The organism is Vulcanococcus sp. DEBay_Sum29NL08_54 (assembly GCF_017859255.1).
In the GTDB taxonomy this organism is placed as follows: domain Bacteria; phylum Cyanobacteriota; class Cyanobacteriia; order PCC-6307; family Cyanobiaceae; genus Vulcanococcus.
On the sequence record NZ_JAFMNJ010000006.1, the window covers coordinates 69,492 to 93,142 of the forward strand.

27 protein-coding genes, 1 tRNA gene and 2 pseudogenes are annotated in these 23,651 nt (G+C 64.5%); 15 read left to right on the forward strand and 15 right to left on the reverse strand.

The genetic code is table 11. The features are described from left to right. Positions 1-24: 24 nt before the first annotated feature. Genes carA through QZ186_RS03680 form a run of 3 tightly spaced genes read right to left on the reverse strand, consistent with a single transcriptional unit; the run spans position 25 to position 2,580 of the window. Positions 25-1,170: a glutamine-hydrolyzing carbamoyl-phosphate synthase small subunit gene (carA, locus tag QZ186_RS03670; protein WP_296415858.1), complete on the reverse strand. Its 1,146-nt coding sequence runs from the start codon at positions 1,168-1,170 to the stop codon at positions 25-27. A 25-nt stretch (positions 1,171-1,195) separates the two neighbouring features. Beyond that, positions 1,196-2,224, reverse strand: a complete 1,029-nt coding sequence (gene trpD / locus QZ186_RS03675; protein WP_296415859.1) for an anthranilate phosphoribosyltransferase — start codon at positions 2,222-2,224, stop codon at positions 1,196-1,198. A 41-nt stretch (positions 2,225-2,265) separates the two neighbouring features. After that, a complete protein-coding gene (locus QZ186_RS03680; protein WP_010316806.1) occupies positions 2,266-2,580 on the reverse strand; it encodes a DUF3288 family protein in 315 nt (104 codons plus the stop codon). 89 nt (positions 2,581-2,669) lie between these two features. On the opposite strand from QZ186_RS03680, the gene QZ186_RS03685 reads away from it, so the two are divergent. The 7 genes from QZ186_RS03685 (at position 2,670) to QZ186_RS03715 (ending at position 6,554) form a co-directional block, all read left to right on the forward strand. Beyond that, positions 2,670-4,430 carry an ABC transporter ATP-binding protein gene (locus QZ186_RS03685; protein WP_296415860.1) on the forward strand — a complete coding sequence of 587 codons (1,761 nt, stop codon included), beginning with the start codon at positions 2,670-2,672 and terminating at the stop codon, positions 4,428-4,430. Between the two features lie 83 nt (positions 4,431-4,513). Further along, positions 4,514-4,768, forward strand: a complete 255-nt coding sequence (locus tag QZ186_RS03690) for a hypothetical protein (protein ID WP_296415861.1) — start codon at positions 4,514-4,516, stop codon at positions 4,766-4,768. Between the two features lie 34 nt (positions 4,769-4,802). Then, a complete protein-coding gene (gene msrA, locus QZ186_RS03695; RefSeq protein ID WP_296415862.1) occupies positions 4,803-5,561 on the forward strand; it encodes a peptide-methionine (S)-S-oxide reductase MsrA in 759 nt (252 codons plus the stop codon). Continuing rightward, positions 5,561-5,854, forward strand: coding sequence for a hypothetical protein (locus tag QZ186_RS03700; protein WP_010316802.1), 294 nt, complete (start codon positions 5,561-5,563; stop codon positions 5,852-5,854). The genes msrA and QZ186_RS03700 overlap by 1 nt, the downstream gene beginning before the upstream one ends. Further along, the gene (locus QZ186_RS03705) at positions 5,854-6,036 is read left to right on the forward strand and encodes a hypothetical protein (RefSeq protein WP_010316801.1); all 183 of its coding nucleotides are present in this window, start codon (positions 5,854-5,856) and stop codon (positions 6,034-6,036) included. The genes QZ186_RS03700 and QZ186_RS03705 overlap by 1 nt, the downstream gene beginning before the upstream one ends. Positions 6,037-6,156: 120 nt before the next feature. Next, a complete protein-coding gene (locus tag QZ186_RS03710) occupies positions 6,157-6,465 on the forward strand; it encodes a hypothetical protein (protein ID WP_296415863.1) in 309 nt (102 codons plus the stop codon). A 15-nt stretch (positions 6,466-6,480) separates the two neighbouring features. Then, a tRNA-Pro gene (locus QZ186_RS03715) sits at positions 6,481-6,554 on the forward strand. Between the two features lie 78 nt (positions 6,555-6,632). Here the strand turns inward: QZ186_RS03715 and QZ186_RS03720 are convergent. Both QZ186_RS03720 and QZ186_RS03725 read right to left on the reverse strand, forming a co-directional pair. Next, positions 6,633-6,896, reverse strand: coding sequence for a hypothetical protein (locus QZ186_RS03720; RefSeq protein ID WP_010316799.1), 264 nt, complete (start codon positions 6,894-6,896; stop codon positions 6,633-6,635). Positions 6,897-6,985: 89 nt separating this feature from the next. Then, entirely contained in the window at positions 6,986-7,894 is a 909-nt protein-coding gene (locus QZ186_RS03725) for a 3'-5' exonuclease (protein WP_296415864.1), read from the reverse strand. 77 nt (positions 7,895-7,971) lie between these two features. Between QZ186_RS03725 and QZ186_RS03730 the strand changes: the two genes are divergently transcribed. Both QZ186_RS03730 and QZ186_RS03735 read left to right on the forward strand, forming a co-directional pair. Beyond that, positions 7,972-8,436 (forward strand): peroxiredoxin, encoded by a 465-nt coding sequence (locus tag QZ186_RS03730; RefSeq protein WP_247478151.1) that lies wholly within the window; start codon positions 7,972-7,974, stop codon positions 8,434-8,436. After that, positions 8,433-9,221 (forward strand): DUF1350 family protein, encoded by a 789-nt coding sequence (locus tag QZ186_RS03735; RefSeq protein WP_296415866.1) that lies wholly within the window; start codon positions 8,433-8,435, stop codon positions 9,219-9,221. The genes QZ186_RS03730 and QZ186_RS03735 overlap by 4 nt, the downstream gene beginning before the upstream one ends. Here QZ186_RS03735 and acs read toward each other — a convergent pair. After that, positions 9,206-11,176 carry an acetate--CoA ligase gene (gene acs, locus QZ186_RS03740; protein WP_296415867.1) on the reverse strand — a complete coding sequence of 657 codons (1,971 nt, stop codon included), beginning with the start codon at positions 11,174-11,176 and terminating at the stop codon, positions 9,206-9,208. The genes QZ186_RS03735 and acs overlap by 16 nt on opposite strands. Positions 11,177-11,266: 90 nt before the next feature. On the opposite strand from acs, the gene QZ186_RS03745 reads away from it, so the two are divergent. Next, positions 11,267-11,929, forward strand: coding sequence for an HAD family phosphatase (locus QZ186_RS03745; protein WP_296415868.1), 663 nt, complete (start codon positions 11,267-11,269; stop codon positions 11,927-11,929). Between the two features lie 3 nt (positions 11,930-11,932). Here QZ186_RS03745 and sds read toward each other — a convergent pair whose 3' ends face one another. The 5 genes and pseudogenes from sds to QZ186_RS03770 all read right to left on the reverse strand — a co-directional run bounded on the left by sds (position 11,933) and on the right by QZ186_RS03770 (position 16,553). Continuing rightward, positions 11,933-12,904 carry a solanesyl diphosphate synthase gene (gene sds / locus QZ186_RS03750; protein WP_010316792.1) on the reverse strand — a complete coding sequence of 324 codons (972 nt, stop codon included), beginning with the start codon at positions 12,902-12,904 and terminating at the stop codon, positions 11,933-11,935. 50 nt (positions 12,905-12,954) lie between these two features. Next, the gene (gene murI / locus QZ186_RS03755; protein ID WP_296415869.1) at positions 12,955-13,791 is read right to left on the reverse strand and encodes a glutamate racemase; all 837 of its coding nucleotides are present in this window, start codon (positions 13,789-13,791) and stop codon (positions 12,955-12,957) included. After that, positions 13,788-14,867, reverse strand: a complete 1,080-nt coding sequence (locus tag QZ186_RS03760) for an N-acetylmuramoyl-L-alanine amidase (protein WP_296415870.1) — start codon at positions 14,865-14,867, stop codon at positions 13,788-13,790. The genes murI and QZ186_RS03760 overlap by 4 nt, the downstream gene beginning before the upstream one ends. Before the next feature lie 46 nt (positions 14,868-14,913). Beyond that, positions 14,914-15,761 (reverse strand): annotated as a pseudogene (locus QZ186_RS03765) (carbon-nitrogen hydrolase family protein). Between the two features lie 36 nt (positions 15,762-15,797). Further along, on the reverse strand, positions 15,798-16,553 hold the full coding sequence (locus tag QZ186_RS03770) for a 2-phosphosulfolactate phosphatase family protein (RefSeq protein ID WP_010316788.1): 756 nt from the start codon (positions 16,551-16,553) through the stop codon (positions 15,798-15,800). A 63-nt stretch (positions 16,554-16,616) separates the two neighbouring features. Here QZ186_RS03770 and QZ186_RS03775 point away from each other — a divergent pair, with 63 nt between their 5' ends. Further along, positions 16,617-18,182, forward strand: coding sequence for a UbiD family decarboxylase (locus QZ186_RS03775; RefSeq protein WP_296415871.1), 1,566 nt, complete (start codon positions 16,617-16,619; stop codon positions 18,180-18,182). 3 nt (positions 18,183-18,185) lie between these two features. Then, positions 18,186-18,620, forward strand: a complete 435-nt coding sequence (locus QZ186_RS03780) for an Rrf2 family transcriptional regulator (RefSeq protein WP_010316786.1) — start codon at positions 18,186-18,188, stop codon at positions 18,618-18,620. Here the strand turns inward: QZ186_RS03780 and QZ186_RS03785 are convergent. Further along, positions 18,617-18,868 (reverse strand): Nif11-like leader peptide family natural product precursor, encoded by a 252-nt coding sequence (locus tag QZ186_RS03785; protein ID WP_010316784.1) that lies wholly within the window; start codon positions 18,866-18,868, stop codon positions 18,617-18,619. The genes QZ186_RS03780 and QZ186_RS03785 overlap by 4 nt on opposite strands. Positions 18,869-18,955: 87 nt before the next feature. On the opposite strand from QZ186_RS03785, the gene aroA reads away from it, so the two are divergent. Genes aroA through glmU form a run of 3 tightly spaced genes read left to right on the forward strand, consistent with a single transcriptional unit; the run spans position 18,956 to position 22,509 of the window. Next, positions 18,956-20,263, forward strand: a complete 1,308-nt coding sequence (aroA, locus tag QZ186_RS03790; protein ID WP_296415874.1) for a 3-phosphoshikimate 1-carboxyvinyltransferase — start codon at positions 18,956-18,958, stop codon at positions 20,261-20,263. Continuing rightward, a complete protein-coding gene (locus QZ186_RS03795; RefSeq protein WP_296415875.1) occupies positions 20,238-21,140 on the forward strand; it encodes an MnmC family methyltransferase in 903 nt (300 codons plus the stop codon). The genes aroA and QZ186_RS03795 overlap by 26 nt, the downstream gene beginning before the upstream one ends. Before the next feature lie 28 nt (positions 21,141-21,168). Next, entirely contained in the window at positions 21,169-22,509 is a 1,341-nt protein-coding gene (glmU, locus tag QZ186_RS03800; RefSeq protein ID WP_296415877.1) for a bifunctional UDP-N-acetylglucosamine diphosphorylase/glucosamine-1-phosphate N-acetyltransferase GlmU, read from the forward strand. Here glmU and QZ186_RS03805 read toward each other — a convergent pair. The 3 genes and pseudogenes from QZ186_RS03805 to QZ186_RS03815 all read right to left on the reverse strand — a co-directional run. Continuing rightward, on the reverse strand, positions 22,506-22,673 hold the full coding sequence (locus QZ186_RS03805) for a hypothetical protein (protein ID WP_296415878.1): 168 nt from the start codon (positions 22,671-22,673) through the stop codon (positions 22,506-22,508). The genes glmU and QZ186_RS03805 overlap by 4 nt on opposite strands. Positions 22,674-22,809: 136 nt before the next feature. Next, positions 22,810-23,238 (reverse strand): annotated as a pseudogene (locus QZ186_RS03810) (Coq4 family protein); the annotation flags it as partial. Between the two features lie 29 nt (positions 23,239-23,267). Beyond that, a partial coding sequence (locus QZ186_RS03815; protein ID WP_296415879.1) for a cyanophycin synthetase occupies positions 23,268-23,651 on the reverse strand: 384 nt, incomplete at its 5' end.

Sequence of the window (23,651 nt, forward strand, 5' to 3'; positions counted from 1 at the left end):
ACGACCGCAACAAACTGCGATCGATCAGCCCCGTCGCTCGCTCATCAGCGCGGCGAAACGGCCGAAGTGATGGTCGGCATCGTGGGGGCCAGGACTGGCCTCTGGGTGGTACTGCACCCCGAAGATCGGCTTCTGGCGATGGGCAAAGGCCGCAACGGTTCGATCGTTGAGATTCAGATGGGTGACCTCCATCTGATCGGCCGGGAGCGAGTCAGCGTCCAAGGCGAAACCGTGGTTTTGGCTGGTGATTTCCACCACACCGGTGGTCCCGCACGGGTGGTTCAGACCGCGGTGGCCATAGCCAAGCTTGAACGTGCTTCCACCAAGGGCTAGACCCAGGATCTGGTGCCCCAGGCAGATCCCGAACAGGGGCAGTGCCTCCTGCTCAACCAACGACTTCGCCAGGTTGATCCCACTGGTCACAGCCGAGGGGTCGCCAGGGCCGTTGGAGAGGAAAACACCTTCAGGCTGGCGCTCGAGCACCTGCTCCAAGGTGGCGTCGGCCGGCAGCACCGTGACATCGCAGCCATGGGCCACCAACCGTTCGAGGATGGCCCGTTTGATGCCGAAGTCGATCGCCACGACCTTGTACGGGGTCGCGGGGTTGTCCTGGAGCCGTTGATCGAAGGCAGCAGGGCAAAGGGATGACCAGGTGTAGGGCTCCCTGGTGGAGACGTCCTTCGCCAGGTTCAAACCAGCCATTGACGGCATCGCCTGGACCCGCTCCAGCAACTGCTGGGGCGTGCTGCCGTCAGTACTGATGGCACCGTTCATGGCACCGCCCTCGCGCAGGTGGCGCACCAGGGAGCGGGTATCAATGCCGGAGATGCCGACCACGCCGTGTTGCTCTAACCAGGCCTCGAGGCTGCCTTCACTGCGCCAGCTGCTCTGGGTGGGAGCCAACTGACGGGCGATCACACCGCGAACATGGGGGACATCGGCCTCTTGATCACTGCCGTTGACCCCGGTATTGCCCAGTTCGGGATAGGTGAAGGTGACCAACTGCCCGGAATAGCTGGGGTCGGTCATGACCTCCTGGTAACCGGTCATACCGGTGTTGAAGACCACTTCACCGAAGGCCGTCGCTCTGGCGCCAAAGGCTTCACCACGCAACACCAGGCCGTCAGCCAACACAAGAAGGGCTGGTTGAGGGGTGGGTGAGCTGCTCATGCCGACATCTTCCCTTAAGGGAGTTCTAAGCCAGGGCCTGACTGAGGCTGCGCAGCCGCGCGTAGGCGGCTCCACTCTCCATGGCGGCCTGCGCCAGAGGCAGGGCTGCCGCAACGGAGTCAGCCAAGCCAGCGGCCCAGATCACCAGGGCCGCGTTCAGGGCCACCACATCCTGTTGCGCCTGGCTCCCCTGGCCCTGGAGCACGGCCTCCAGGATCCGAGCGTTGTCCTCCAGTTCTCCACCCCGGAGGGCCTCCATCGGAGCGAGGCTCAAGCCCAGCGTCTGGGGATCCAAGAGCTGGCGTTCCACCTGTCCGTCCTGGATCAGACGCAACTCACTCGGGCCAGAAAGGGATGCTTCATCGAGCCCGCCATGGCCAAAGACCACGACGGCACGGCGGCAGCCCAAGCGGGCTAAGGCATCGGCCATGGGATCGAGCAACTCCGCTGCTCCGACACCAAGGACCTGATAGTCCGGCCTGAGGGGATTGACCAGGGGACCCAGCAGGTTGAACACCGTTCTCACCCCCAGGGCCCGGCGCAGGGGGGCCAGTCCAACCAAGGCGGGATGCCAGCCCGGAGCAAATAAGAAGGTGACGCCGGCGGCATTGAGTGCCTGAACCACCACGTCGGTTGGAGCTTTGAGGTTCAGTCCAACCGCTTCCAGAACATCGGCAGAGCCGACCTTGCCGCTGGCACTGCGGTTTCCGTGCTTCGCGACCTGGGCCCCACAGGCGGCGGCCACAAAAGCAACGGCCGTCGAGATGTTGAACGTGTTGGCCCCATCCCCACCGGTGCCACAGGTATCCACCAGTTCAAGGTCAGGCCGGGCACAGGGCAGGGGTGCAGCAGCGCGCAGGACCTCAGCCATGGCCGCCAGCTCCTCACCGTTCATCCCCTTGGAGCGAAGGGCCGCGAGGAAGGCGCCCGTTTGAACGGGCTCGAGCTGTTCAGACAGCCAGGCCTCCATCAGATCGCGTGCCTGCGATCCCTGCAACGACTCACCGCGCAGGAGTTGATCGAGAAGGGCCGACCAGGACTGGGGGGCTGTCATCAAAACGCAAGAACGAAATTGGTCTCTAGCAAAAACAAGGCTCAGGGACTGTCCTGATCGGACGTGTCAAAACCAGATCCGACGGCCTGAGGTGCCGCTTCAGCCCCCGGCCGATAGCCGCCAGCCCAGATCGCCCGCGTGCGCTGATGCAGTTGCTCGCGGCTTAAGCCCCACAGACGCAGGGTCTTCTGGAGATCCTCCTGAAGATCCAGGGCCCCGGGAAATCCCTCGTAACGCATCAACAGGCGACCCAGCTCCACCAGATCAGCATCAGCAGGTGCCTCAGTGGCCAACAACCGGTCCACCAGGTCGCGTTCGGTTCCATAAAGAGGATGAGACTGCTGGTTCTCGTCCATCGAGCCGACTGAGGGTGCGCCGGCACAGCATCGCTCAACAACGCTGTTCTGGGGTCGCTGCCTAGGTTGGCGAAACCTTGCCTTGATCCATGGCGGCGATCCGCTTCGGACTGATCCAGCGCTACCTGCGGCCCTATCGGCGCACGGTGCTTCTGGGCGTCGCCGCCCTAGTGGTCGTCAACCTCTTGAGCGTCACGATCCCGCTGATGGTGCGGGGCGTCATCGATGACCTCCAGGACGGCTTCACCTACAGCGACGTGCTGCGGCAGGCGGGAATCATCGTCGTGCTGGCGACCCTCATGGGGGGCGTCCGGCTGGTCTCGCGAATGCTGGTCTTCGGAGTGGGCCGGCAGGTGGAGGCCCAGCTGAAGCAGAAGATCTTTGATCACATGCTCCGCCAGGAGCCCGGTTGGGTGCAGAGCACCGGCAGCGGCGAAGTAATCAGCCGAGCCACCAGTGATGTGGAGAACGTGCGGCGCCTGCTGGGCTTTGCGGTGCTCAGCCTCACGAACACCGCCCTCGCCTACGCCCTGACGCTGCCGGCGATGCTCGCCATCGACCCACTGCTCAGCCTGGCGGCGGTGGGGCTCTACCCCTTGATGTTGACCACCGTTCGACTCTTCGGCGGCCGGATGATGCGGCAACAGCGCCGTCAGCAGGAAGCGCTCGGGGAATTGAGCGATCTGATCCAGGAGGACCTCTCCGGCATCAGCGCCATCAAGATCTATGGCCAAGAACGCACCGAGCGGGAGGCCTTCGAGCGGCGCAACAAGCGTTACCGGGATGACGCTCTCCAGTTAGCCCGCACCCGCAGCACGCTCTTCCCTCTCCTGGAGGGCATCTCGTCGGTCAGTTTGCTGTTGCTGCTCGCCCTCGGCAGCGGGCAACTGGAGAGCGGTCGCCTCTCCATCGGGGATTTGGTGGCCTTGATCCTTTATGTCGAGCGACTGGTCTTCCCTACGGCCCTTCTGGGATTCACGCTGAATACCTTCCAGACCGGCCAGGTGAGCCTGGAGCGCGTCGAAGAGCTGCTGCGCCGGACGCCGCGCATCCAATCCCCTGAGGCACCAAAGCCAGTCCCTCAACGGACGGGCAGCCAAGCCGCTGGGATCGAAGCCCGAGGCCTCACCCTGCGTTACCCCGACGCGGAGCGCAACACCCTTGAGGACGTCAGCTTCCGCCTTGCCCCAGGGGAGCTCGTGGCCGTTGTCGGACCCGTGGGATGCGGCAAAACCACCTTGGCCAGGGCCCTGGGCCGGATGGTGGACGTGCCTGAAGGGCAGTTGTACCTCGATGGGACTGACATCACAGCCCTCGACCTCGAGCAGCTCCGCCAACAGGTCGCCCTGGTCCCCCAGGAGGGCTACCTCTTCACTGCGAGCCTCGCCGACAACCTCCGCTATGGAGAACCAGACGCGGATCAAGCGCGGATCGAGCAGGCAGCGGAGCAGGCGCGACTGGCCGCTGATGTGCGGGGCTTCCCCGATCGCTACGAAACCCTCGTAGGGGAGCGCGGCATCACCCTGAGTGGCGGACAGCGCCAGCGCACAGCCCTGGGTCGTGCCCTGCTGGTTCAAGCCCCGCTCTTGGTGCTCGATGACGCCCTGGCCAGCGTGGACAACAACACGGCCGCCGACATCCTGAGCTCGATTCGCGCCCAGCGGGACCGAACGATCTTGATGATCAGCCACCAACTCTCAGCGGCAGCGGCCTGTGATCGAATCCTTGTCCTGGACGAGGGGCGCCTGGTGCAGCAGGGACACCACAACGCGCTCCTCGAGGAAGCCGGCACCTACCGCAGGCTCTGGGAGCGGGAACAGGCGGAGGAACAACTCACGCGCGTGGCTTGAAGGACAGCATCGTTCTTGCAACATCCCAGGACAAGCCCGCTTGAGCTCGCTTAGCTGGAGGGACGCCTCCGCTGAGCGCCCCCATGCTCACCAGCTCTGCCTACCGCCTGCGCTGCACCCTGACCTTTGGCGATATCTACGGCCAGATCCTGATTTGGATGCTGGTCATCTTTGTCAGCCTGGCGGCCGGACTCGCGCTCATGGGCGCCAGCAAACCGATCGTGGCCCTGGTGGGCGTTGGGCTGATCCTGGTGCTGTCCCTGCCGTTTTTGCTCTTCACCTTCACCACAACCCTGCTCAATCACATCGCCCTGGAATCGACTTCGACCGAGGGTTGAACTTCCTAGGCTCTGGCCAGCAAAGGCTGTTGTGGTGTTCGGACTGTTTCAGGGCATGGGTGGATCAAAGACAAACCTGATTGCACCAGAAGCGGCCCTACCAGGACGCCCCGATCCGATCGCGACGGCGGATCGCCACGTGGTCCTGGGTACAGCGCTGAAGGCTCCGTTGAGCACCAGTCAGCAGGAAGCCCTCTTTGGCTGCGGCTGTTTCTGGGGCGCGGAGAAGGGGTTCTGGCGCTTGCCCGGGGTGATCACGACCGCGGTGGGCTACGCCGGTGGCTACACCCCGAACCCGACCTATGAGGAGGTCTGCTCCGGCCGAACCGGTCACACCGAAGTCGTACGTGTGGTTTGGGATGTCAACGCCATTGATTTCAGTGATCTCCTGAAGCTCTTCTGGGAATGCCACAACCCAACCCAGGGGATGGCCCAGGGCAACGACACCGGTACCCAGTACCGCTCATCGATCTACGTCAACGAGCCCAAGCTCCTGGCGGTCGCCAAGGCCTCATCTGATCGCTACCAGCAGCTGCTGAATGGCTCCGGCAAAGGAGCCATCACCACGGAAATTGCCCTGGGCAAACCCTTTTTCTTCGCCGAGGGCTATCACCAGCAGTACCTGGCCCGTCCAGGCAGCCGCCCCTACTGCTCCGCACAACCCCAGGGGGTCTTGCTCGATGAGCAGTGGGAGGGCTGTCACTACAAACTCCCCGCGGCGGTCTGGCAGAACTACGACTGGAGCATCAGCCACTGCGTTCTGCGGGGAGACAACAGCCCAATTCGCCTTTGATGTTCGGACTTGCCTTGCTGATGGCTCAGGCCATGCAGTCCCCCTGGTGGGAGGACTACGCGATCAAGGATCGCTACCTCTGCCATGACAAGGGAATGCTGGTGATCGAGCGCAATCAATCCCAGGCCTCCCTCATCAGCGGTGGATACCGCAGAACCTTTTTTCGGCTGCAAAGCAACGAACCTGGCGTTCGCTACAGCAGTGATGGCATGGAGATGATCCTGCGTGGCGATGAGCTCACGCTGGAGCAACTGCCGATGCGGATGCAGTGCCTACGGGTGGATCAGGTCTGATGAACCCCTTACCGGATCGAACCGTGATCATCGGCATCCTGGCCACCTTGGGGCTGGTCTTTGCCCTGGTGTTTTGGTATGTCCGCCTGGCGCCCAGCACCGAGCCACCGATGCTCTGGAAAGAGCAGCCCGCCCTGGAGCGCCCCAAACCGCTTCAGGCGCGCCCGGCTGACCTGATCTAGGCAGACAGCTCTGGCTCTGCCCCCCTTGGGGGAACGCCTGGCTTGCGGAACAATGGCGCCGGCGCTGACGCGGAGCCAAGACCCATTACCGAATCGGCTGAGAACAACGCCCCTCGGCAATTGCACCCCCTTCCCCGCGGATTGGTGGAGCTCTACGGGCTGCTGGCCGTTCTGTTTGTGCTGGTGCCTGAGTGGATGGCCGACGGTGCCCTCTCAAGCCTGAAGCCGGGCGGCGTGGGCAGTGCTCTGCCGCCGACCGCCACCGCCTGGCAGAAGGTGCCTGAATTGCGCCTGGCCTCGATGAATCTGCGGGAATTAAGGGAGCTCGCTCGCGCCCTGCGCCTCTGGGGCTACGCGGGCCTGAACCGCGATCAACTGACCCGGCGAATGCTGCGAAAAATCCGCTCGAAACGCGGCAAAGCGCTGTGATAGCTTCTTTCTCGCCGGGGCGTAGCGCAGCTTGGTAGCGCACCACTTTGGGGTAGTGGGGGTCGTGGGTTCAAATCCCGCCGCTCCGATTTGATCACCGGCAACTTCCGCCAAAACCACCTCCCCCAGAGGTGGTTTTTTTGTGTTTGGTCCAAAAAGCTGAGGCTTTACTCCCTCGAATCGGGCTCCAGTCGCGTGTGAACGTGATACCCCTGCAGCCAACGGTTCACCCTGGGACGCAATCCCGGCGGCACCTCCTCCAGCAGCTGCGACAACTCCAGCGCAGCCAAACGATGGAGTTCGCGCACATCCACATGCCAGAGGGCTTCTGCTTCGCGAATTAAGCGGGCCCAGGTGCGGCTGCGCTGCCAGCGCTGAACCTTGCTCAGGGCGCAGGGCCTAGAGGGATGACCGCGAGCATGCACAGACATGGAACTGACCAGAGCTCACCCACCACGATGGAGAGAAGGCTCAGCTGCTCCTTGAAATGAGTGGATCCGCTTCCTCTTGTTGAAGCAAATCAGGCGCTGCGCAATTCCGCAGCCTCATCGACCGGAACGACAGGGAAGGGCAATAGGGCCACCTCGCGGTCAGACAGGCGCCGGCTCCAGGCTCCGCTCACCGGTTGATTCCAGCGGAAGCCCGCCTCGCGGGCCTTATGGCGTTCTTCATAGGAGAGACGAGCGCGGTAGAGGCGGCGCGGCTCCATCGCCTGGAGAAGGAGGTCCTCCAGGTCCTCGCAACGCTCAAAGACCTGCGCCAGGTAGATGCAATCGGTGAGGGCCCGGTGGGCCGCCCAAACCGGCACGCCATAGGCCAAGGCCAGATCACGCACCGAGGGCGTGGACCGCAGCTGACGCTCCTGGGGCCAGCGAATGTCCTCCATGGAGCAAAGCCAGGGCTTGCTGAGTGCCGGCAGGGAGCCCAGACCAAACCACTGCTGATCGAAGGCGGCGTTATGGGCCAGGAGGACGTCAGCGGCTTCAACCATGGCCTCGAAGCAGGCCAGACCCGCCTGCCATGGCTGAGGGCGTTGCGTCAGGGCCGGGGCGATGCCATTCACCGCTTCAGCGGCATTGCTGGTGCAAGGCATCAAAAACGAAACCTGACTCAACACCGAGCGATCCGGCACCGAAAAAAGAACCGCACCGACCTCAATGCAACGATGCTCCGCCGGGGAGAGGCCGGTGGTCTCCGTGTCGAGGATCAACAGCAGCTCGGGGCCACTGGGACCAGAGAGACGCGCGGCAGGCGATGGCTCAGGTTCCTCAGGCCGGTCGACAACAACAGCCGTCTCCGCAGCAGGCTCCGGCGCAGGCTCAGGCACGACTGGCGCCGCGGCGGATCCACTGACCAGGCTGAGCAGATCCACCTGCTCCCAGCCAGCACGGGGCTGTTGTTCGTCCATCTCCGCGTCGCCCCTGGTCATCCCCACCTCTGCAGTCGCCCCATAATCCCAGCCCTGGCCAGCCCCTCCCTAGGGTTTGCGCAGCTCTTGTACCGGCCTTGGCCCAAGCCCTGAAAAGCGGTGATCGCGCTCCCCTGATCGCGCTGCAGGATCAGAACGGCGTGGAGCGCCGCAGCGATCAACTCGCGGGCAAGGCTCTGGTGCTGTTCTTCTATCCCAAGGACGACACCCCTGGCTGCACCATGGAGGCCTGCGCCTTCCGCGATAGCTATGCCGACCTGCAGGCCTTAGGGGCGGAGGTCTGGGGCGTCAGTGGCGACAACGCCAGCAGTCATCAGCGCTTTGCCAGCCGCCACAACCTGCCCTATCCCCTGCTGGTGGATCAAAACAACCAGTTGCGCAAGGCCTTTGGGGTGCCCGGCGTCCTTGGACTGCTGCCGGGCCGCGTGACCTACGTGATCGACGCGAGCGGGGTCGTTCGTCACGTGTTCAACAACCTGCTCGATGGCCCGGCCCATCGCCGTGAAGCCCTGGACTGCCTCAAGCGCCTTCAGGCCGCATGAGCTGGCGCCAGCGCGGAAGCCTCTGGTGCTGGACCCCTCCCCAACCGCGGGGGCTGATCGAGTTCATTGGCGGCAGCTATCTCGCTGCGACGCCGCAGATCAGCTATCGGCGGCTTCTCGAGGCCTTGGCGCGCCGGGGCATGGCCATCCACGCCTGGAGCTATGTACCCGGCTTTGACCATCAGGCCCAGGCCAATGAAGCCTGGAGGAGCTTCCGCCAACGGCGAGACCCTGACCAGCCTCCGCCGCTGAGGCTGGGCCACAGCCTGGGCTGCAAGCTGCACCTGTTGGCACCCGATAACGGTCGAGGCTGCAGCGGCCTGGCAGCGATGAGCTTCAACAACTTCTCCGCCGAGCGCAGTGTTCCACTGCTCGCCGAGCTCGGAGGAGCCCTCGGGGTCACGAGCGAGTTCAGCCCATCCCCCGAGGAGACCCTGCGGCTGATCGCCAAAAATTACAGACAAGCCAACAACCTGCTGGTGCGCTTCAAAAGCGACCAACTGGACCAGAGCCCTCGGCTCCTGCAGGTACTTCAAAACCGAAGCCAGGACAGCACCCGCTTGCTCGAGCGGGCCGGAGATCACCTCACCCCAGCCAGCGCAGGACTCCGTCAGAACCTGCTCGGGGGTTGGGCTGATGATCCAGCCCGGCAGAGGGAACTGGATCAACTGGCCCAGAACCTGCTCGGGGGATGGGCCGATGATCCAGCCCGACAGAGGGAACTGGATCAACTGGCCGATCAGCTGCTGCAGTGGTGGACGAGCCCGGATCAGACCCGCAGCTGATCAAGAACGGAGCGATCCTCCAGGGTTGAGGTGTCACCGCTGACCTCCTGACCGGCGGCGAGGGAGCGCAGGATCCGGCGCATGATCTTGCCGCTGCGGGTCTTCGGTAGGGCGTCGCTGAACTTGATCACATCCGGGCGGGCAATCGGACCGATCTCCTTGCCCACATGGCTGCGCAGTTCGGCCACCAAGGCGTCATCACCACTGCGGCCGGCCTCAAGGGTCACAAACGCAACGATGCCCTCACCCTTGAGGTCATCCGGGCGACCCACCACAGCGGATTCCGCCACGGCGGGATGACTGACCAGAGCACTTTCAATTTCCATCGTCCCCAGACGGTGGCCACTGACGTTGATCACGTCGTCGACCCGGCCCATCACCCAGAAGTAACCGTCGGCATCGCGGCGGGCGCCGTCTCCGGCGAAGTAGATGTGGGAGCCATCGGCCGGGCGAATCTCCTCCCAGTAGCTCTTGCGGAAACGGTCGGGATCGCCGTGGACCGTGCGCATCATTCCCGGCCAGGGACGACGCACCGCGAGGTAGCCACCTTGATCCGCTCCTTGGGAGTTGCCGTCGTGGTCGACGATGTCGGCTTGGATGCCGGGGAGTGGAAGGGTCGCCGAGCCTGGCTTGGTCGGCGTCGCCCCAGGAAGGGGGCTGATCATCACCCCACCGGTCTCCGTCTGCCACCAGGTGTCGACGATCGGGCAGCGACCACCGCCGATCACATCGCGATACCAGATCCAGGCCTCTGGATTGATCGGCTCCCCCACGGTGCCGAGGATCCGCAGGGAGCTCATGTCGTACTGATCCGGCACCTCCCGGCCGCTCTTCATGAAGGCGCGGATCGCCGTGGGCGCCGTGTAGAAGATGGTGCAACGGTGTTTCTGGATCAGCTCCCAGAAGGCCCCGGGGTTGCTGGGGCGAGGGGCCCCTTCGTACATCACCGTCGTCGCGCCATTGGAGAGAGGGCCGTAGACGATGTAGCTGTGGCCGGTGATCCAGCCCACATCCGCTGTACACCAGTGGACGTCGTCTTCGCGGATGTCGAAGATCCACTGGAAGGTCAGGTGAGCCCAGAGGTTGTAGCCAGCCGTGGTGTGCACCACCCCCTTGGGCTTACCGGTGGAACCGGAGGTGTAGAGGACGAAGAGGCGGTCCTCGCTCTCCATCGGCTCCGCCGCACAATCGCTGCTCTGACCATCCACGAGCTCATGCCACCAGTGGTCACGACCGGACTCCATGGCACAGCCCGAATCGATGCGCTGGACGACCAGAACCTTCTCCACACTCGGAGCACCACCCTTTGCCGCAAGCGCTTCATCCACGGCGGGCTTGAGGGGAACCGGCTTGTCCTTGCGGAAGCCCCCATCCGCCGTCACAACGAGCTTGACCTGACCATCGATCAGGCGATCGCGCAGCGCATCGGCGGAGAAACCACCAAAGACCACGGAATGGGGCGCACCAATACGGGCACAGGCCAACATCGCGATGGCGGCCTCCGGAACCATCGGCATGTACAGGGCCACCAAGTCGCCCTTACCAACGCCAAGGGCCTTCAGGGCATTGGCCGCTTTGCAGACTTCCGCGTGCAGTTCGCGGTAGCTGAAGCGCCGCACATCACCCGGTTCCCCCTCCCAGATCAGGGCCGTCTTGTCGGCCCGGGGACCATCGAGATGGCGATCCAGGCAGTTAAACGACAGGTTGGTTTGGCCCCCTTCAAACCAGCGGGCAAAGGGTGGGTTACTCCAGTCGAGGACCGTCTCGAACGGCTTAAACCAATGCAGCTCCCGCCGAGCCGCTTCACCCCAGAACCCATCGGGATCGGCTTCAGCTTGGGCGGCCAGGTCCCGGTAGGCCTGCAAGGAGCCGATCCGAGCGGATGCCGACAGGGCGGCCGGTGGATCAAACACCCGCGCCTCATTGAGCACCGACTCAATCCCGGTCTCAGCCATGGCCCATCGACAACGCAATGGAGCCATTCAAGCGAGGAAAAAGGCTGCTCTGAAGCGCTGTAACGCTGTTGCAGGGTTCAGGATGGAGACATGGCTCATCCCGCCGCCTGCCTGTTTGACCTGGACGGGCTGCTGCTCGACACCGAACCCCTGCATGCGCAGGCCTGGCAGCAGGCGGCCCATCACTTCGGACGCCCCCTGGCCGATCCAGAACTGATGCAACTGCGAGGACGCCGGCGCCTGGATTGCGCTGAGCAGGTGCGTGAGTGGATCCGCGCGAGCCAGCTGCTGGTTCCAAGCGTTGATGAGCTGTTGGCCATTCGCCAGCCCATTGCCGAGGCCCTCTTGATTCAGGCGCCACCCATGGCCGGCGCCCAGGCGCTGATCCGTCGCTGCCTGGAGTTGGGCCTACCGATGGCCCTGGCCACTAGCAGCTCAAAAGAGGCGGTGAACTTGAAAGCCAAGCCCCACCCTTGGCTGGCGGCCATTGAAGAACGGGTCCACGGAGACGACCCTGAGCTCAGACGCGGCAAACCGCATCCAGATGTCTTTCAGCTCGCCGCCCAGCGACTTGGGGTGAATTGCAAGGACAGCTGGGCCTTCGAGGATTCACCGGCAGGGGCCCATGCAGCCCTCGCTGCGGGCTGCCGCGTGTTCGTCGTGCCTGCACCGGATGCAGACCCAGTGCTCTACCCAGCCCAAATCACTGACAGGATCAGCTCCCTCGACCAGGTCTTACCGCTGCTGAACTGAAGCTCAGTACAACCGGCTCAGCACGAATTCCGGCAGTTCAAGCAGGGCCGTACGGCAATCCGACGGGGGCAGGAAGCTCAGGGCCTCGTAGGCCTCATTCGCAAACGTTTCCGCCAGGGTGCGGGAGCGCTGGATGGCCTCGCTGCCGCGGACCAACTCCAGGGCTTGAGCCAGATCCCCGTCTTGGTTGAACTCGCGCTCAATCAAGCCCGCCAAGGCAGGACGTTCCTCCAATGCATAGAGGGCAGGGGCCGTCAGGTAGCCACTGGCTAGGTCACTGGCCGCGGGCTTGCCGAGCTGTTGGTCGCTGCCAGTGAAATCGAGGATGTCATCGACCACTTGGAAGGCCAATCCGAGCTGGCGGCCGAAGCGATAGAGGCAATCGAGTTGGTCCTCCGGCAGACCGCTGAGCACGCCAGCCGCGCGGGCGCTGTTGGCAATCAGGGACGCCGTCTTGCAGTAGCTCTTTTCGAGATAGGTCTCGAAGCTCTGGCCGGTGTCATAGCGGTAAAGCCCTTGCTTCACCTCACCGTCGGCGAGATCCATGATCACGCGCGAGAGCAGCTTGACCACCTCAAGGTTGTCGAGGTTGGCCAGGTGCCAGCTGGCCTGGGCGAAGAGAAAATCGCCAGCAAGAACCGCAACCCGGTGGTTGAAACGGCTGTGGACCGTATCGACGCCGCGCCTGGTTGACGCTTCATCCACCACATCGTCGTGAACGAGTGAGGCGGTGTGGATCATCTCGGTGATCTCGGCCAGCCGGCGATGGCGGCTCGTGAGCTCACCCTGGGGCGCGAGGGCCCTTGAAATCAGGAGAACGATGCCGGGGCGCAACCGTTTGCCACCGGCGCTGAAGAGGTGTTCCGCAGCGGCCTGAAGAATCGGGTGCCCAGCACCGATCAGACTGCGGAGATCACTCAGCAGAGCCTCGAGATCGGACTCGACGGGCTGTAGCAGCTCTGCAACGGTGGCCATGACCCCCAGCGGTGGGGAGATCCTAGAAGGCGCCTGCCTCCGACCGCTGCCTAAGCGGGGGTCAGACAGCGGGTTTGATCGGGTCCGAGCTGCCAGGTCAGTGCCTGACTGGCGCTGCTCACCCCCACCAGACGCGAAAGGGCCCGATTGAAGGCCAAGGGATCGGCCGTTGTGGCGAAGCGCGGCGCCAAGGCCCCGGCTGGATCCGTGGCCAGCAGCCCGGCCTGGCCGAGCACATCGGCGAGATGGCGCGCAACGGCAGGCGCTGGATCCAGCACCGCCATCGCCGGTCCCACCAAACGGCGAATGGACTCGATCACGAAGGGGTAGTGGGTGCAGCCCAGAACGATGGTGTCGGCACCAGCGTCCAGCATCGGCTGGAGGTAGCCCATCAAGCGGGCATCACAGTCCGGGCCCTCAAGATCCCCCTGCTCGACCAACTCAGCCAGGCCCACACAAACCTGCTCCACCACCTGCACCGCTGTGGCGTAGCGCCCAACGGTGGCGCGATAGAGCTGCCCTTGAAAGGTGGCCGGTGTCGCCATCACCCCCACCACCCCGGAACGGGTGAGCTGAACAGCAGGCTTCACTGCCGGCTCCAGGCCAAGGATGGGCAGCTGGGGAAAGCGCTGCCGCAGGGGCTCCAGTGCCACCGCCGATGCGGTGTTGCAGGCCACCACAATCGCCTTGCAGCCCTGGGCGACGAGATAGTCCGCAATTCCCAGGCTGTTGGCCTGAATCTCGTCAGCGGAGCGATGGCCGTAGGGGACATTCGCCTGATCGGCGACATAAAGAAGCGACTCCGACGGCAAGGCGTGAACCACCTGCCGCCAGATGCTTAAACCACCAACGCCGGAATCAAAGAGACCGATGGGGGCCCCGCTCATGGATAAGCCACGAGGTAGTTGAGGATGCCCATAGCGATAGCAACGGCCAGGCGCCGCCGGAAACTCGGATCGGCCAAGCGCGGAGCATCCAGCTGCCCGGTCACAAAGCCCATTTCGACAAGGGCCGCGGGCATCACCGTGCGGCGAATCACAAAGAAGCGGCCGGAGCGGGCACCACGATCCGGGGTTCCAGGCGAAGCCGCCAGCATTTGGTTCTGCAGCGATTGAGCCAGGCTCAAAGAGCGGCCACCTTGGAAATAGAAGGTCTCAACGCCATTGACGTCCGGCCGGTCCATGCGCAGAGCGTTGGCGTGAATGCTCACAAAAACATCGGCTCGGTTGTTGTTCGCCAAAGCCACCCGGGGGGGCAGATCCACATCCACTTCCGAGGAGCGGGTGAGCAGGACTCGAACGCCTTTGGCCTGAAGGATCTGAGCCACCTGGAGGCTCACATCCAGAACGACATCGGTCTCACGCAGATTGTTGATCCCAATCGCCCCAGGGTCCGGTCCGCCGTGGCCTGGATCGAGCACCACGGTGTAGCGCCCTTGGGGAACCGAGGGGAGATCCCCCAGCTTGGGAATCGGACCGCGCGGAAGCTGCAAGGAGGGAGGGGGAAGCGCCCGCCAACTGGGGCCCTGGGGCCGTTCAAGGCTGCCCTCTCCAATGGCCCGAAGCCCGCGGACGCTGGGGCCAAAGTCCATCGACCAGCGATCGACATCGGTGCCGACCAACTTGATCTGGCGGGGATCGAGACGTGTGCCCGGCTGGAACTCAATGACCAGACGGGTGGCGTTATCGGTGGGTCGGCCAATCCGAACCTCCCGAATCGCGCCATTGCCAACCAGGGTTCTGGACCGTTGAGGCGCACCGGGTAGATCCACCCAAATGCGAGGGCCAACAGCGCCATTGCCGTCCTCAAAAAAGGCCTGGAGACGGGTGGCCGGCGGCGTCCGCAGCTCCAGGACACCGTCCCGACTAATCCCCCAGGCCGAGAGGGCACTCCACGCCCTCGCCGGCAGGGCGGAGAGGATCGTGACGCAGGGAAGCAACAGGGCAAACCCAAGACGGGACAACCGCCTGACTTGGTGTTGCAGCGTCAGCAACGACACAACTCTCGCCTTAAAAGAGCGCTGGCTTGCGGTGCTGAAGGCTCGGCATCTGGGCCTGGATCCGCTGGCGATGGCCCACATCGATCGGTGCGACGGCCTGGCCCACCGAGGTCCCGGCATCGGAGAGCACGGTGCCCCAGGGATCGATCACCAGGGCGTGGCCATGGGTTTGGCGACGACCGCCGTGATGGCCCGTTTGTGCCGGTGCGACCACATAGGCGGTGTTTTCAATCGCCCGGGCCTGCAGGAGGACATTCCAGTGATCCTTGCCGGTAAAGGCTGTGAACGCCGCCGGAATGAAGAGCAGATCGGCACCCTCAGCCGCCAGGTGCCGGTAGAGGCACCCTCAGCCGCCAGGTGCCGGTAGAGCTCAGGGAAACGAACGTCGTAGCAAATGGAGAGTCCAACGCGGCACAGGCCAGGAACCTCGACGACAGGCGGCAGCGTGTTGCCGGGCTGAACCGTTGCTGACTCCTGATAGGTATTGCCGTCGGGCAGATCGACGTCAAAGAGGTGGATCTTGTCGTAGGTGGCCAGAATTTGACCGTCCTTGGCCACGAGCTGGGCACGATTGCTGGTCAGACCGGCCCCCGCCGGCACCGGGTAACCACCACCCATCAGGGTCACCTGGTAGCGGCGCGCCATGGTGATGAGGAAGCGCTGCGCTTGCTCTGCAATGAGCGCGGCCTGCTCGAGGCGCTGGCTGTCCTCACCCATGAAGGCGAAGTTCTCCGGCAGGCCAACCAACTCGGCACCGCGGCGAACGGCCAGCTCAATCTGCTCTTCAGCGGCGGCGAAATTGGCGGTGAGATCAGCGCTGCTGTTGAGCTGGATTGCCGACGCCAGAAAGCTTGTCAACGCTGGAGTTTTGCCACCGCGGCCACTGTAAGGGGATCAAGCGGCCTGCAACACCCCTGGGCTGGTTTGGGTGGGAACCATGGTCATCGTGTCGACGGCCGCGCAACAGGCGAAATCGGCGTCATGGTTACCCAGACCGATCAGACGCTGGCCATGGCTTGCGGCCCGCAGGCAGGTTTCGGTGTCATGGCGCCATTGCTGCCAAAGGGCCAGGGCCGCCAGGGCCTCATCGTTGGCGCAGCGCACGCCCACATGGGGCGAGACGGCACACTCCATCGCAGCTGAAATCACGGCACCGGCAGCCAGGCTGTCCTCCAGGGAGTAGTCCCCTTCCCAGCCACTGCCGACGACCCAAACCCGCTCGACCCCATGGTCGATTAAGCGCTTGGCAACCGCCGTGCGGTTGGGCAGACAGGCCGTCACCAAGAGCGGCACGGGCTTCACAGCCTCCAGGGAGCGGGTGCCATTGGTCGTGCTCATGAAGATGCGCTTGCCCCCGACCACCTCAGGGGTCACCGCCAGGGGAGAGTTGCCCAAGTCGTAGCCCTCCACCCGCTGACCACCGCGCTCACCCGCGCGCAGGCAACGCTCAGGGACCCAGGCATCGGCCGCTTGATTCAGGGCCTCAAGCTCGGCGAAGGCCTGAATGGCCTCGGCACCGCTTTGCAGGGCACAGGCAATGGTGGTGGTCGCCCGCAGGACATCAATCACCACGGCCGCGTCGGGGCCGCCCTCAGCCACGGGGCGCAGGCTGGGAACGTTCTCCGAGGTGTGGAAATAGGAGATCTGCACGGCCGCAGTGACTCAAGGGGGTGCGTCACAGTAGGCAGAACCTGTTGAAAAGTTGAGAGCGCCATGGGATCTGCGGCCAACGCCATTGGATCCCAACGCGATCTGAGGGGCTTTTTGGAGCTGCTTGAGGCTCGGGGTCAGTTGCGCCGCATCAGCGCTCCGGTGGACCCGGACCTCGAGCTGGCGGCCATTGCCGATCGGGTGCTGGGCTGCGGCGGTCCCGCCCTGCTGTTCGAGAACGTCAAGGGCTCGAGCATCCCCGTCGCGGTCAATCTGCTGGGGACCCTGGAGCGGGTGCTCTGGTCGATGGGAATGGAGCGACCCGAGGAGCTTGAGGCCCTCGGCGAGCGACTGGCCCTGCTGCAACAGCCCAAGCCCCCCAAGGGACCGCGGGAAGCCCTGCGCTTTGGTTCGGTCCTGCTGGATGTCCTGAAGGCGAAACCCGACCTCGACCTGCTCCCCCCCTGCCGGCAGGAGGTGTTTCAGGGTGATGCCGTCAACCTCGATCGCCTGCCCCTGCTGCGTCCCTGGCCCGGTGATGCCGGTCGGATCATCACCCTCGGCCTGGTGATCACCAAGGACCCGGAGACCGGCACCCCCAACGTCGGTGTCTACCGGCTGCAACAGCAGTCGATCAACACGATGACCGTGCACTGGCTGAGCGTCCGTGGCGGCGCCCGCCACCTGCGCAAGGCCGCTGCCCTGGGCAAACCCCTGGAGATCGCCATCGCGATTGGCGTTCACCCGCTGCTGGTGATGGCCGCTGCGACCCCGATCCCGGTTCAACTCAGTGAGTGGCTCTTCGCGGGTCTCTACGCCGGTGAGGGGGTTCGCCTGGCGAAGTGCAAAACCCTGGATCTGGAGGTGCCCAGCCACAGCGAAATCGTTCTGGAGGGAACGATCACCCCAGGGGAGGAGCTGGCCGATGGCCCCTTTGGCGATCACATGGGCTTCTACGGAGGCGTTGAACCCTCACCGCTGGTGCGCATCCAGTGCGTCACCCAACGGCGCAATCCCACGTACTTCACGACCTTCAGCGGACGGCCCCCCAAAGAAGACGCGATGCTCGCCATCGCCCTGAACCGGATCTACACGCCGATCCTGCGCCAGCAAATTCCGGAGATCGTTGATTTCTTCCTGCCCATGGAAGGGCTCAGCTACAAGCTGGCCGTGATCGCCATCGACAAGGCCTACCCGGGGCAGGCCAAGCGGGCCGCCATGGCCTTCTGGAGTGCCCTACCCCAATTCACCTACACCAAGTTCGTCGTCGTCGTCGACAAGTCGATCAACATTCGCGATCCAAGGCAGGTGATCTGGGCGATCAGTGCCCTGGTGGATCCACAGCGCGATCTCTTCGTCCTGGAGAACACCCCTTTCGACACGCTTGACTTCGCCAGCGAACAGCTGGGACTGGGGGGACGGCTGGCGATCGACGCCACCACCAAAGTGGGCCCCGAGCGCAACCACCCCTGGGGCGAGCCACTGCAACGGCCCGCCGAACTCGAGCGCCGCGTGGATCAACGCTGGGAGGAATTGGGCCTGGGCGACGTCGGTCAACAGGAACCCGACCCTGCGCTGTTTGGCTATGTGCTCGAGCAGGTTCTCGAGCGGCTGCAACGGCCGGCCTGAACGATGTTGCGGCGCAGCGCTCTGCAGGCACTCCAGGCGTTACTGCACCTCGCCATGGTCAACCCCCAGTGGTGTTCCGTTAGCGAGATTGCCGAGGCCCAGGGACTGCCCGCCCCGATGCTCGAGCAGTTGCTCCTGCAGCTGCGGCGCGCAGCACTCGTCGAGGCCAAGCGAGGTCGCCAGGGGGGCTACCGCCTCAGCCGCCCCGCCGAGGCCATTCCCGTGGGAGAGGTCCTCAAGGCCGTCGGTGCCCCCCTGGTGCTCGACGCCCCCGGGGACAGCAGCCGCGCCGAGCAGGACGTGCTCAAGAGCATGGGCCGGCGGCTGCAATCCGCCCTGGATCGCGAGCTCAAGCAGCTCACCCTTCAAGAACTCCTGTTTGACCTTCAGAGCTGGCAGGAATGCCTAAGCAACGAGGGCGGCCTGATGCTGGGTTAAGCCAGGGCGTCCCGCTGGAGATAAACGCGGATCAGCTTTTCATCCATCAGCCCGGAGCGAGCGACGGGGGCTTCGTTGCAGCGCTCAAACAGCCCCAGCAAGGTGGAGGCCTCAAAGGGGTGCCCCATCGCGCTGGCGATCGCAGCCACCTCATCGGCGGTGCAGACCTCATTGAGTCGCGCCCGCAGCTCAGCGTCGCCCTGAATCAGAGCGAGGAAGCCAAAGACTGCCTGAAGTTGCTCGGCCATGGACCCTTGATCGGGGGTGTGCTCAGTTTGGCGAGTTGAGCCTGTTTTCGATCAGTTCCTACGCTCGCTGAAACCAAGTCCTCCTCCATGTCCCTCGCCCTGGGCACCAGCAACGGCCGCAGCCTGAAGGGCCACGTTCGGGTCCCAGGCGACAAGTCGATCTCCCACCGCGCCCTGCTCTTTGGCGCGATCGCCGAGGGCACAACACGGATTGAAGGACTGCTTCCCGCGGAGGATCCCCTGAGCACCGCCGCCTGCCTGCGGGCGATGGGTGTTCAAGTCTCAGCGATTGAAGCCGGCAAAACCGTGGTCGTCGAAGGCGTCGGCCTCGATGGCTTTCAAGAACCCGAGAGCGTGCTGGATTGCGGCAACTCGGGTACCACCATGCGCCTGATGCTGGGTCTGCTGGCGGGCCGCAGTGGTCGCCATTTCGTTGTGACCGGTGACGACTCCCTGCGGCGCCGGCCGATGAAGCGGGTGGGCGGTCCCCTCTCCGAGATGGGAGCCACGATCCATGGGCGCGCAGGCGGAAACCTCGCCCCCCTGGCGATCGAAGGCCGTCAATTGAAAGGGGCCACGATTCGCACCCCGGTGGCCTCCGCCCAGGTCAAAAGCGCGATCCTTCTGGCGGCGCTCACCGCGGACGGACCGACGACGGTGATCGAGCCAGTCCAGAGCCGGGACCACAGCGAGAGGATGCTGCGCGCCTTCGGCGCCGACCTCAGCGTTGGAGGTCCAGGCCAAACCGAAGTGACCGTGGTGCCGGGCTCGAGCCTCAAAGGGCAGGACGTGGTTGTGCCTGGTGACATCAGCTCCGCCGCCTTCTGGTTGGTTGCTGGAGCGATCACCCCCGGGGCGGACCTGACGATCGAAAACGTCGGCCTCAACCCAAGCCGCACCGGCATTCTTGATGTTCTCGAGCAGATGGGAGCCCGCATCGAGGTGCTCAATGCCCGGGACGTCGCAGGCGAGCCCGTGGGTGATCTGCGGGTCGTCCATGGCCCCCTGAAGGGCTTCAGCATTGGCGCCGATCTGATCCCCCGGCTGGTGGATGAGATCCCTGTTCTTGCCGTGGCCGCCTGCTGCGCCGAAGGTCCCAGCCGGGTCACGGGGGCCGAGGAGTTGAGGGTCAAGGAAACCGATCGTCTGGCGGTCATGGCCCGTCAACTCGGAGCCATGGGTGCCCAGATCGAGGAGTTCCCCGACGGGATGACCATCCAGGGCGGCGTGATGCTGCACGGCGCCGAAGTCGATAGCGAAACCGATCACCGGGTCGCCATGAGCCTGGCCGTCGCCGCCCAGATCGCCTCGGGCGTGACCACGATCGCGCGACCGGAAGCGGCCGCCGTCTCCTACCCGGGCTTCTGGGATGACCTCGAACGGCTTCAAGCTTGAGGTCCGCAGCACCGGCGACGGCAGCTTCAGCCTGTTCAGTCCGGAGTTCGGCGAGGCCTTCCACAGCAGCCGCGGCGCCCTAACGGAAGCACGCGAGAAATTCGTCGAACCCGCAGGGCTGGAGCGCCTGGGGCGGGGCAGCAGCCTTCGGGTCCTGGATGTCTGCGTCGGCACCGGCTGCAACACCGCTGCGCTGATTGAGGCCTGCGCCAGCCGAGGGCTGGAACTGCACTGGTGGGGACTCGAGCTCGACCGCGAACCCCTGGCCCAAGCCCTGGCGAGCCCTGCCTTTCGCGCGCAGTGGCAACCCGGCACGGTGGCGCGGCTTCAGGAACTCTGCAGCAGCCCAGGCATGCTCTGGGGAGACGCCAGGCTGGCGGTCCAGCCGCTGGTCGAAGAGCAGAAGGGGCAGTTCGATCTGTTGCTGTTGGATGCGTTCTCGCCCAGTCGCTGCCCCCAGCTCTGGAGCGTTGAATTTCTCGGTGCCCTGGGTTCCCTGCTCAAGCCCGAGGGCCGGTTGCTGACCTATTGCAGTGCGGCGGCCGTACGTCAGGCCCTGCGCCTGGCCGGCCTCGAGGTCGCGGCGATCGAGGCACCCTGCGGACTGCAGCAGCACAAACAGGATTGGAGCGGCGGCACCGCGGCCAGCCCCTCCCCCCTGACACCCGGCCCAAGACTTCGGTCGCTCACACCGATGGAGATGGAGCATCTGGGCACGAACGCCGCCGAGCCCTACCGCGACCCCGGCTTCTGCCTGGACCGCAAAACGATTCTTCAACAGCGGCAACAGGCGCAGGCCAAGGCCATGCGCGAGGGGAACGTGGAAGGCACGAGTGCCTGGCGCCGGCGCTGGGGACTTGCGGGCAACCACCAGTAGATTCCCGCTCAGCTACCCGCCCCTGCCGATGCTCGCCGTTGCCGTGTTGGCCGCCGGAAAGGGCACCCGCATGAAAAGCGACCTGCCCAAGGTGCTGCAGCCACTGGCGGGAGCAACCCTGGTGGAGCGCGTGCTCGGCAGCTGCCGCGCCCTGGACCCCCAGCGCCAGATCCTGATCGTCGGACACCAGGCCGAGCGCGTCGAGCAGTCCCTGAGCCAGCACGGGGGGTTGGAATTTGTGCTGCAGCAGCCCCAGAACGGCACCGGCCATGCGGTCCAGCAATTGCTGGCGCCCCTGGCGGACTTTGAGGGTGAGCTTCTGGTCCTCAATGGGGACGTACCGCTGCTGCGGGAGGAGACGATCACGGCACTGCTCGAGCGCCACCGCACCTCCCAGGCGGCCGTGACCCTGTTGACCGCGAGGCTGGATGACCCAACCGGCTACGGGCGCGTCTTCGCCGATGCCAGTGGCCATGTCTCCGCCATCGTCGAACACCGCGATTGCAGCGAGGAGCAGCGAGCCAACAACCTCACCAACGCCGGGATCTACTGCTTCAACTGGAGCAAGCTCGCTGCGGTCCTCCCCCAACTGAGCACCGATAACGACCAAGGGGAGCTGTATCTCACGGACACCGTGGCGATGCTCAGCCCCGCCATGCACGTGGAGGTGGCCGATGCCGATGAGATCAATGGCATCAATGACCGCTACCAACTGGCGCAATGCGAAGCGGTGATCCAGCAGCGCCTGCGTCGCCACTGGATGGCCGAGGGCGTGACCTTTGTCGATCCCGAGAGCTGCACCCTCAGCGATGGAACCCGTTTCGGCCGGGATGTCGTCGTGGAACCGCAATGCCATTTCCGCGGAAACACCAACGTGGGCCGTGGCTGCCGCATCGGCCCTGGAAGCTTCCTCGAGAACGCCAGCGTTGGCGAAGAGGTGGAGGTCCTCTACTCCGTCGTGCGTGATGCGGTCGTCGCTGATGGCTGCACGATTGGCCCCTACGCCCAGCTCCGGCCTGGGACCGAACTGGCCCGGGACTGCCGGATCGGCAACTTCGTCGAAATCAAGAAGAGCCAAATCGCCGCCGGGAGCAAGGTCAACCACCTCAGCTACATCGGTGATGCCCAACTCGGCGAGAACGTCAACGTCGGAGCGGGCACCATCACCGCCAACTACGACGGGGTCAACAAACACCGGACCGTGATTGGTGCTGGCAGCAAAACCGGAGCCAACTCCGTGCTGGTCGCGCCGATCACCCTGGGGGCCAACGTGACGGTGGGAGCCGGATCGACCTTGACCAAGGATGTCCCCGCTGGTGCCTTGGCCCTCGGCCGCGCCAAGCAACTGATCAAGGAGAACTGGTCCTAGGCGGGGAGGTCCAGCTCCTGCCGCCATTGCGCCAGGGGGCGATCCCATCCGTCCTCGAGTTTCTGAGCGATGAGGCAGCGGGCCTTGAGGCCCATCTCGAAACCGCGGGAGAGGGACTCCAGCAGCTCCTCCAGCGGTTCGTCGTTCTGCAAACAGCTCAACATCCCGCCAAAGATGAGCGAAACCGCGGGAGAGGGACTCCAGCAACTCCTCCAGCGGTTCGTCGTTCTGCAAACAGCTCAACATCCCGCCAAAGATGAGCATCACCGCCAGGGGCGAGCGGTTCTGGGCCAGGTTGAAGGCCTGGAGGCCCAACTCTCCAGGACCATCGGTGCCAAATCCGGTCAGCACGTGGACGATGTCGTGGGTCTCCCGCAGCCGGTGGGTGATGTAATCCTCCGCAGAGCTGATCGGCCTGGGGTCAATCAGGCTCTCTGGTGTCAGCCCTTGGGAGCGGAGCTGATGGGCATAGACATGACCCAGGCTCCCCTCGGGAAGGGCCAAGAGGGCATCCAAGTCGATGGCCCCTGGACGCCAGTTGGAGTCCACCAAAGCCGCCAGCTCAGGGTTCTCCAGCAGATGGCGAAACATCTGTGCCGAGAGGGGGCTGTTCTGCAGGCTGCGGCTCACGGCGAACACCCCCTCGAGGGAATCGGGGTGTTTCAGAAACGTCGCCAAGCCCGAGACCAGCTTGAGGGACTGAAGGCGACTCTTCAGATTGAACTGCATGCTGACCTCGGCGTTGAGGCCAGATTGGCTCAGACCTCTGGAAGCAGCGGAATCAAGCGCTCAAGTGCAACACCACGGCTGGCCTTCAGCAACAGCACGTCTCCAGCCAGGAGCCATTGCTGAAGCGCTCCAGCGGCGTCCTCTGGCCGATCCACGACCAACACCCGAGGGAGGGGCGCTGCCGCCTGGGCCATCGCCTCAGCCTCGGCCCCACTGGCCACGATCACCAAACCATCGAGATCCAGCGCAGCGGCACGCTCGGCCACCTGGCGGTGCAGGGCAACACTCTGCTCCCCGAGCTCCAGCATGGTGCCCAGGACCGCAAAGCGGCGGCCTGGCTGGCGCGCCAGTAGATCCAAGGCCGCCAAGACGGCTTCTGGGGAGGCGTTGTAGGTCTCATCCAACAGCGTCAG

Bases quoted from the DNA above. Each gene is read 5' to 3' on its own strand.
- QZ186_RS03785 (WP_010316784.1), bottom strand. From the start codon at position 18,868: ATGGCCGAGCAACTTCAGGCAGTCTTTGGCTTCCTCGCTCTGATTCAG.
- QZ186_RS03685 (WP_296415860.1), top strand. From the start codon at position 2,670: ATGGCGGCGATCCGCTTCGGACTGATCCAGCGCTACCTGCGGCCCTAT.
- glmU (WP_296415877.1), top strand. From the start codon at position 21,169: ATGCTCGCCGTTGCCGTGTTGGCCGCCGGAAAGGGCACCCGCATGAAA.
- trpD (WP_296415859.1), bottom strand. From the start codon at position 2,224: ATGACAGCCCCCCAGTCCTGGTCGGCCCTTCTCGATCAACTCCTGCGC.
- QZ186_RS03690 (WP_296415861.1), top strand. From the start codon at position 4,514: ATGCTCACCAGCTCTGCCTACCGCCTGCGCTGCACCCTGACCTTTGGC.
- QZ186_RS03745 (WP_296415868.1), top strand. From the start codon at position 11,267: ATGGCTCATCCCGCCGCCTGCCTGTTTGACCTGGACGGGCTGCTGCTC.
- QZ186_RS03735 (WP_296415866.1), top strand. From the start codon at position 8,433: ATGAGCTGGCGCCAGCGCGGAAGCCTCTGGTGCTGGACCCCTCCCCAA.
- QZ186_RS03700 (WP_010316802.1), top strand. From the start codon at position 5,561: ATGTTCGGACTTGCCTTGCTGATGGCTCAGGCCATGCAGTCCCCCTGG.
- sds (WP_010316792.1), bottom strand. From the start codon at position 12,904: ATGGCCACCGTTGCAGAGCTGCTACAGCCCGTCGAGTCCGATCTCGAG.
- aroA (WP_296415874.1), top strand. From the start codon at position 18,956: ATGTCCCTCGCCCTGGGCACCAGCAACGGCCGCAGCCTGAAGGGCCAC.
- carA (WP_296415858.1), bottom strand. From the start codon at position 1,170: ATGAGCAGCTCACCCACCCCTCAACCAGCCCTTCTTGTGTTGGCTGAC.
- QZ186_RS03795 (WP_296415875.1), top strand. From the start codon at position 20,238: ATGACCTCGAACGGCTTCAAGCTTGAGGTCCGCAGCACCGGCGACGGC.
- QZ186_RS03705 (WP_010316801.1), top strand. From the start codon at position 5,854: ATGAACCCCTTACCGGATCGAACCGTGATCATCGGCATCCTGGCCACC.
- QZ186_RS03680 (WP_010316806.1), bottom strand. From the start codon at position 2,580: ATGGACGAGAACCAGCAGTCTCATCCTCTTTATGGAACCGAACGCGAC.
- QZ186_RS03780 (WP_010316786.1), top strand. From the start codon at position 18,186: ATGTTGCGGCGCAGCGCTCTGCAGGCACTCCAGGCGTTACTGCACCTC.
- QZ186_RS03775 (WP_296415871.1), top strand. From the start codon at position 16,617: ATGGGATCTGCGGCCAACGCCATTGGATCCCAACGCGATCTGAGGGGC.
- acs (WP_296415867.1), bottom strand. From the start codon at position 11,176: ATGGCTGAGACCGGGATTGAGTCGGTGCTCAATGAGGCGCGGGTGTTT.
- QZ186_RS03805 (WP_296415878.1), bottom strand. From the start codon at position 22,673: ATGTTGAGCTGTTTGCAGAACGACGAACCGCTGGAGGAGCTGCTGGAG.
- murI (WP_296415869.1), bottom strand. From the start codon at position 13,791: ATGAGCGGGGCCCCCATCGGTCTCTTTGATTCCGGCGTTGGTGGTTTA.
- QZ186_RS03725 (WP_296415864.1), bottom strand. From the start codon at position 7,894: ATGACCAGGGGCGACGCGGAGATGGACGAACAACAGCCCCGTGCTGGC.
- QZ186_RS03720 (WP_010316799.1), bottom strand. From the start codon at position 6,896: ATGTCTGTGCATGCTCGCGGTCATCCCTCTAGGCCCTGCGCCCTGAGC.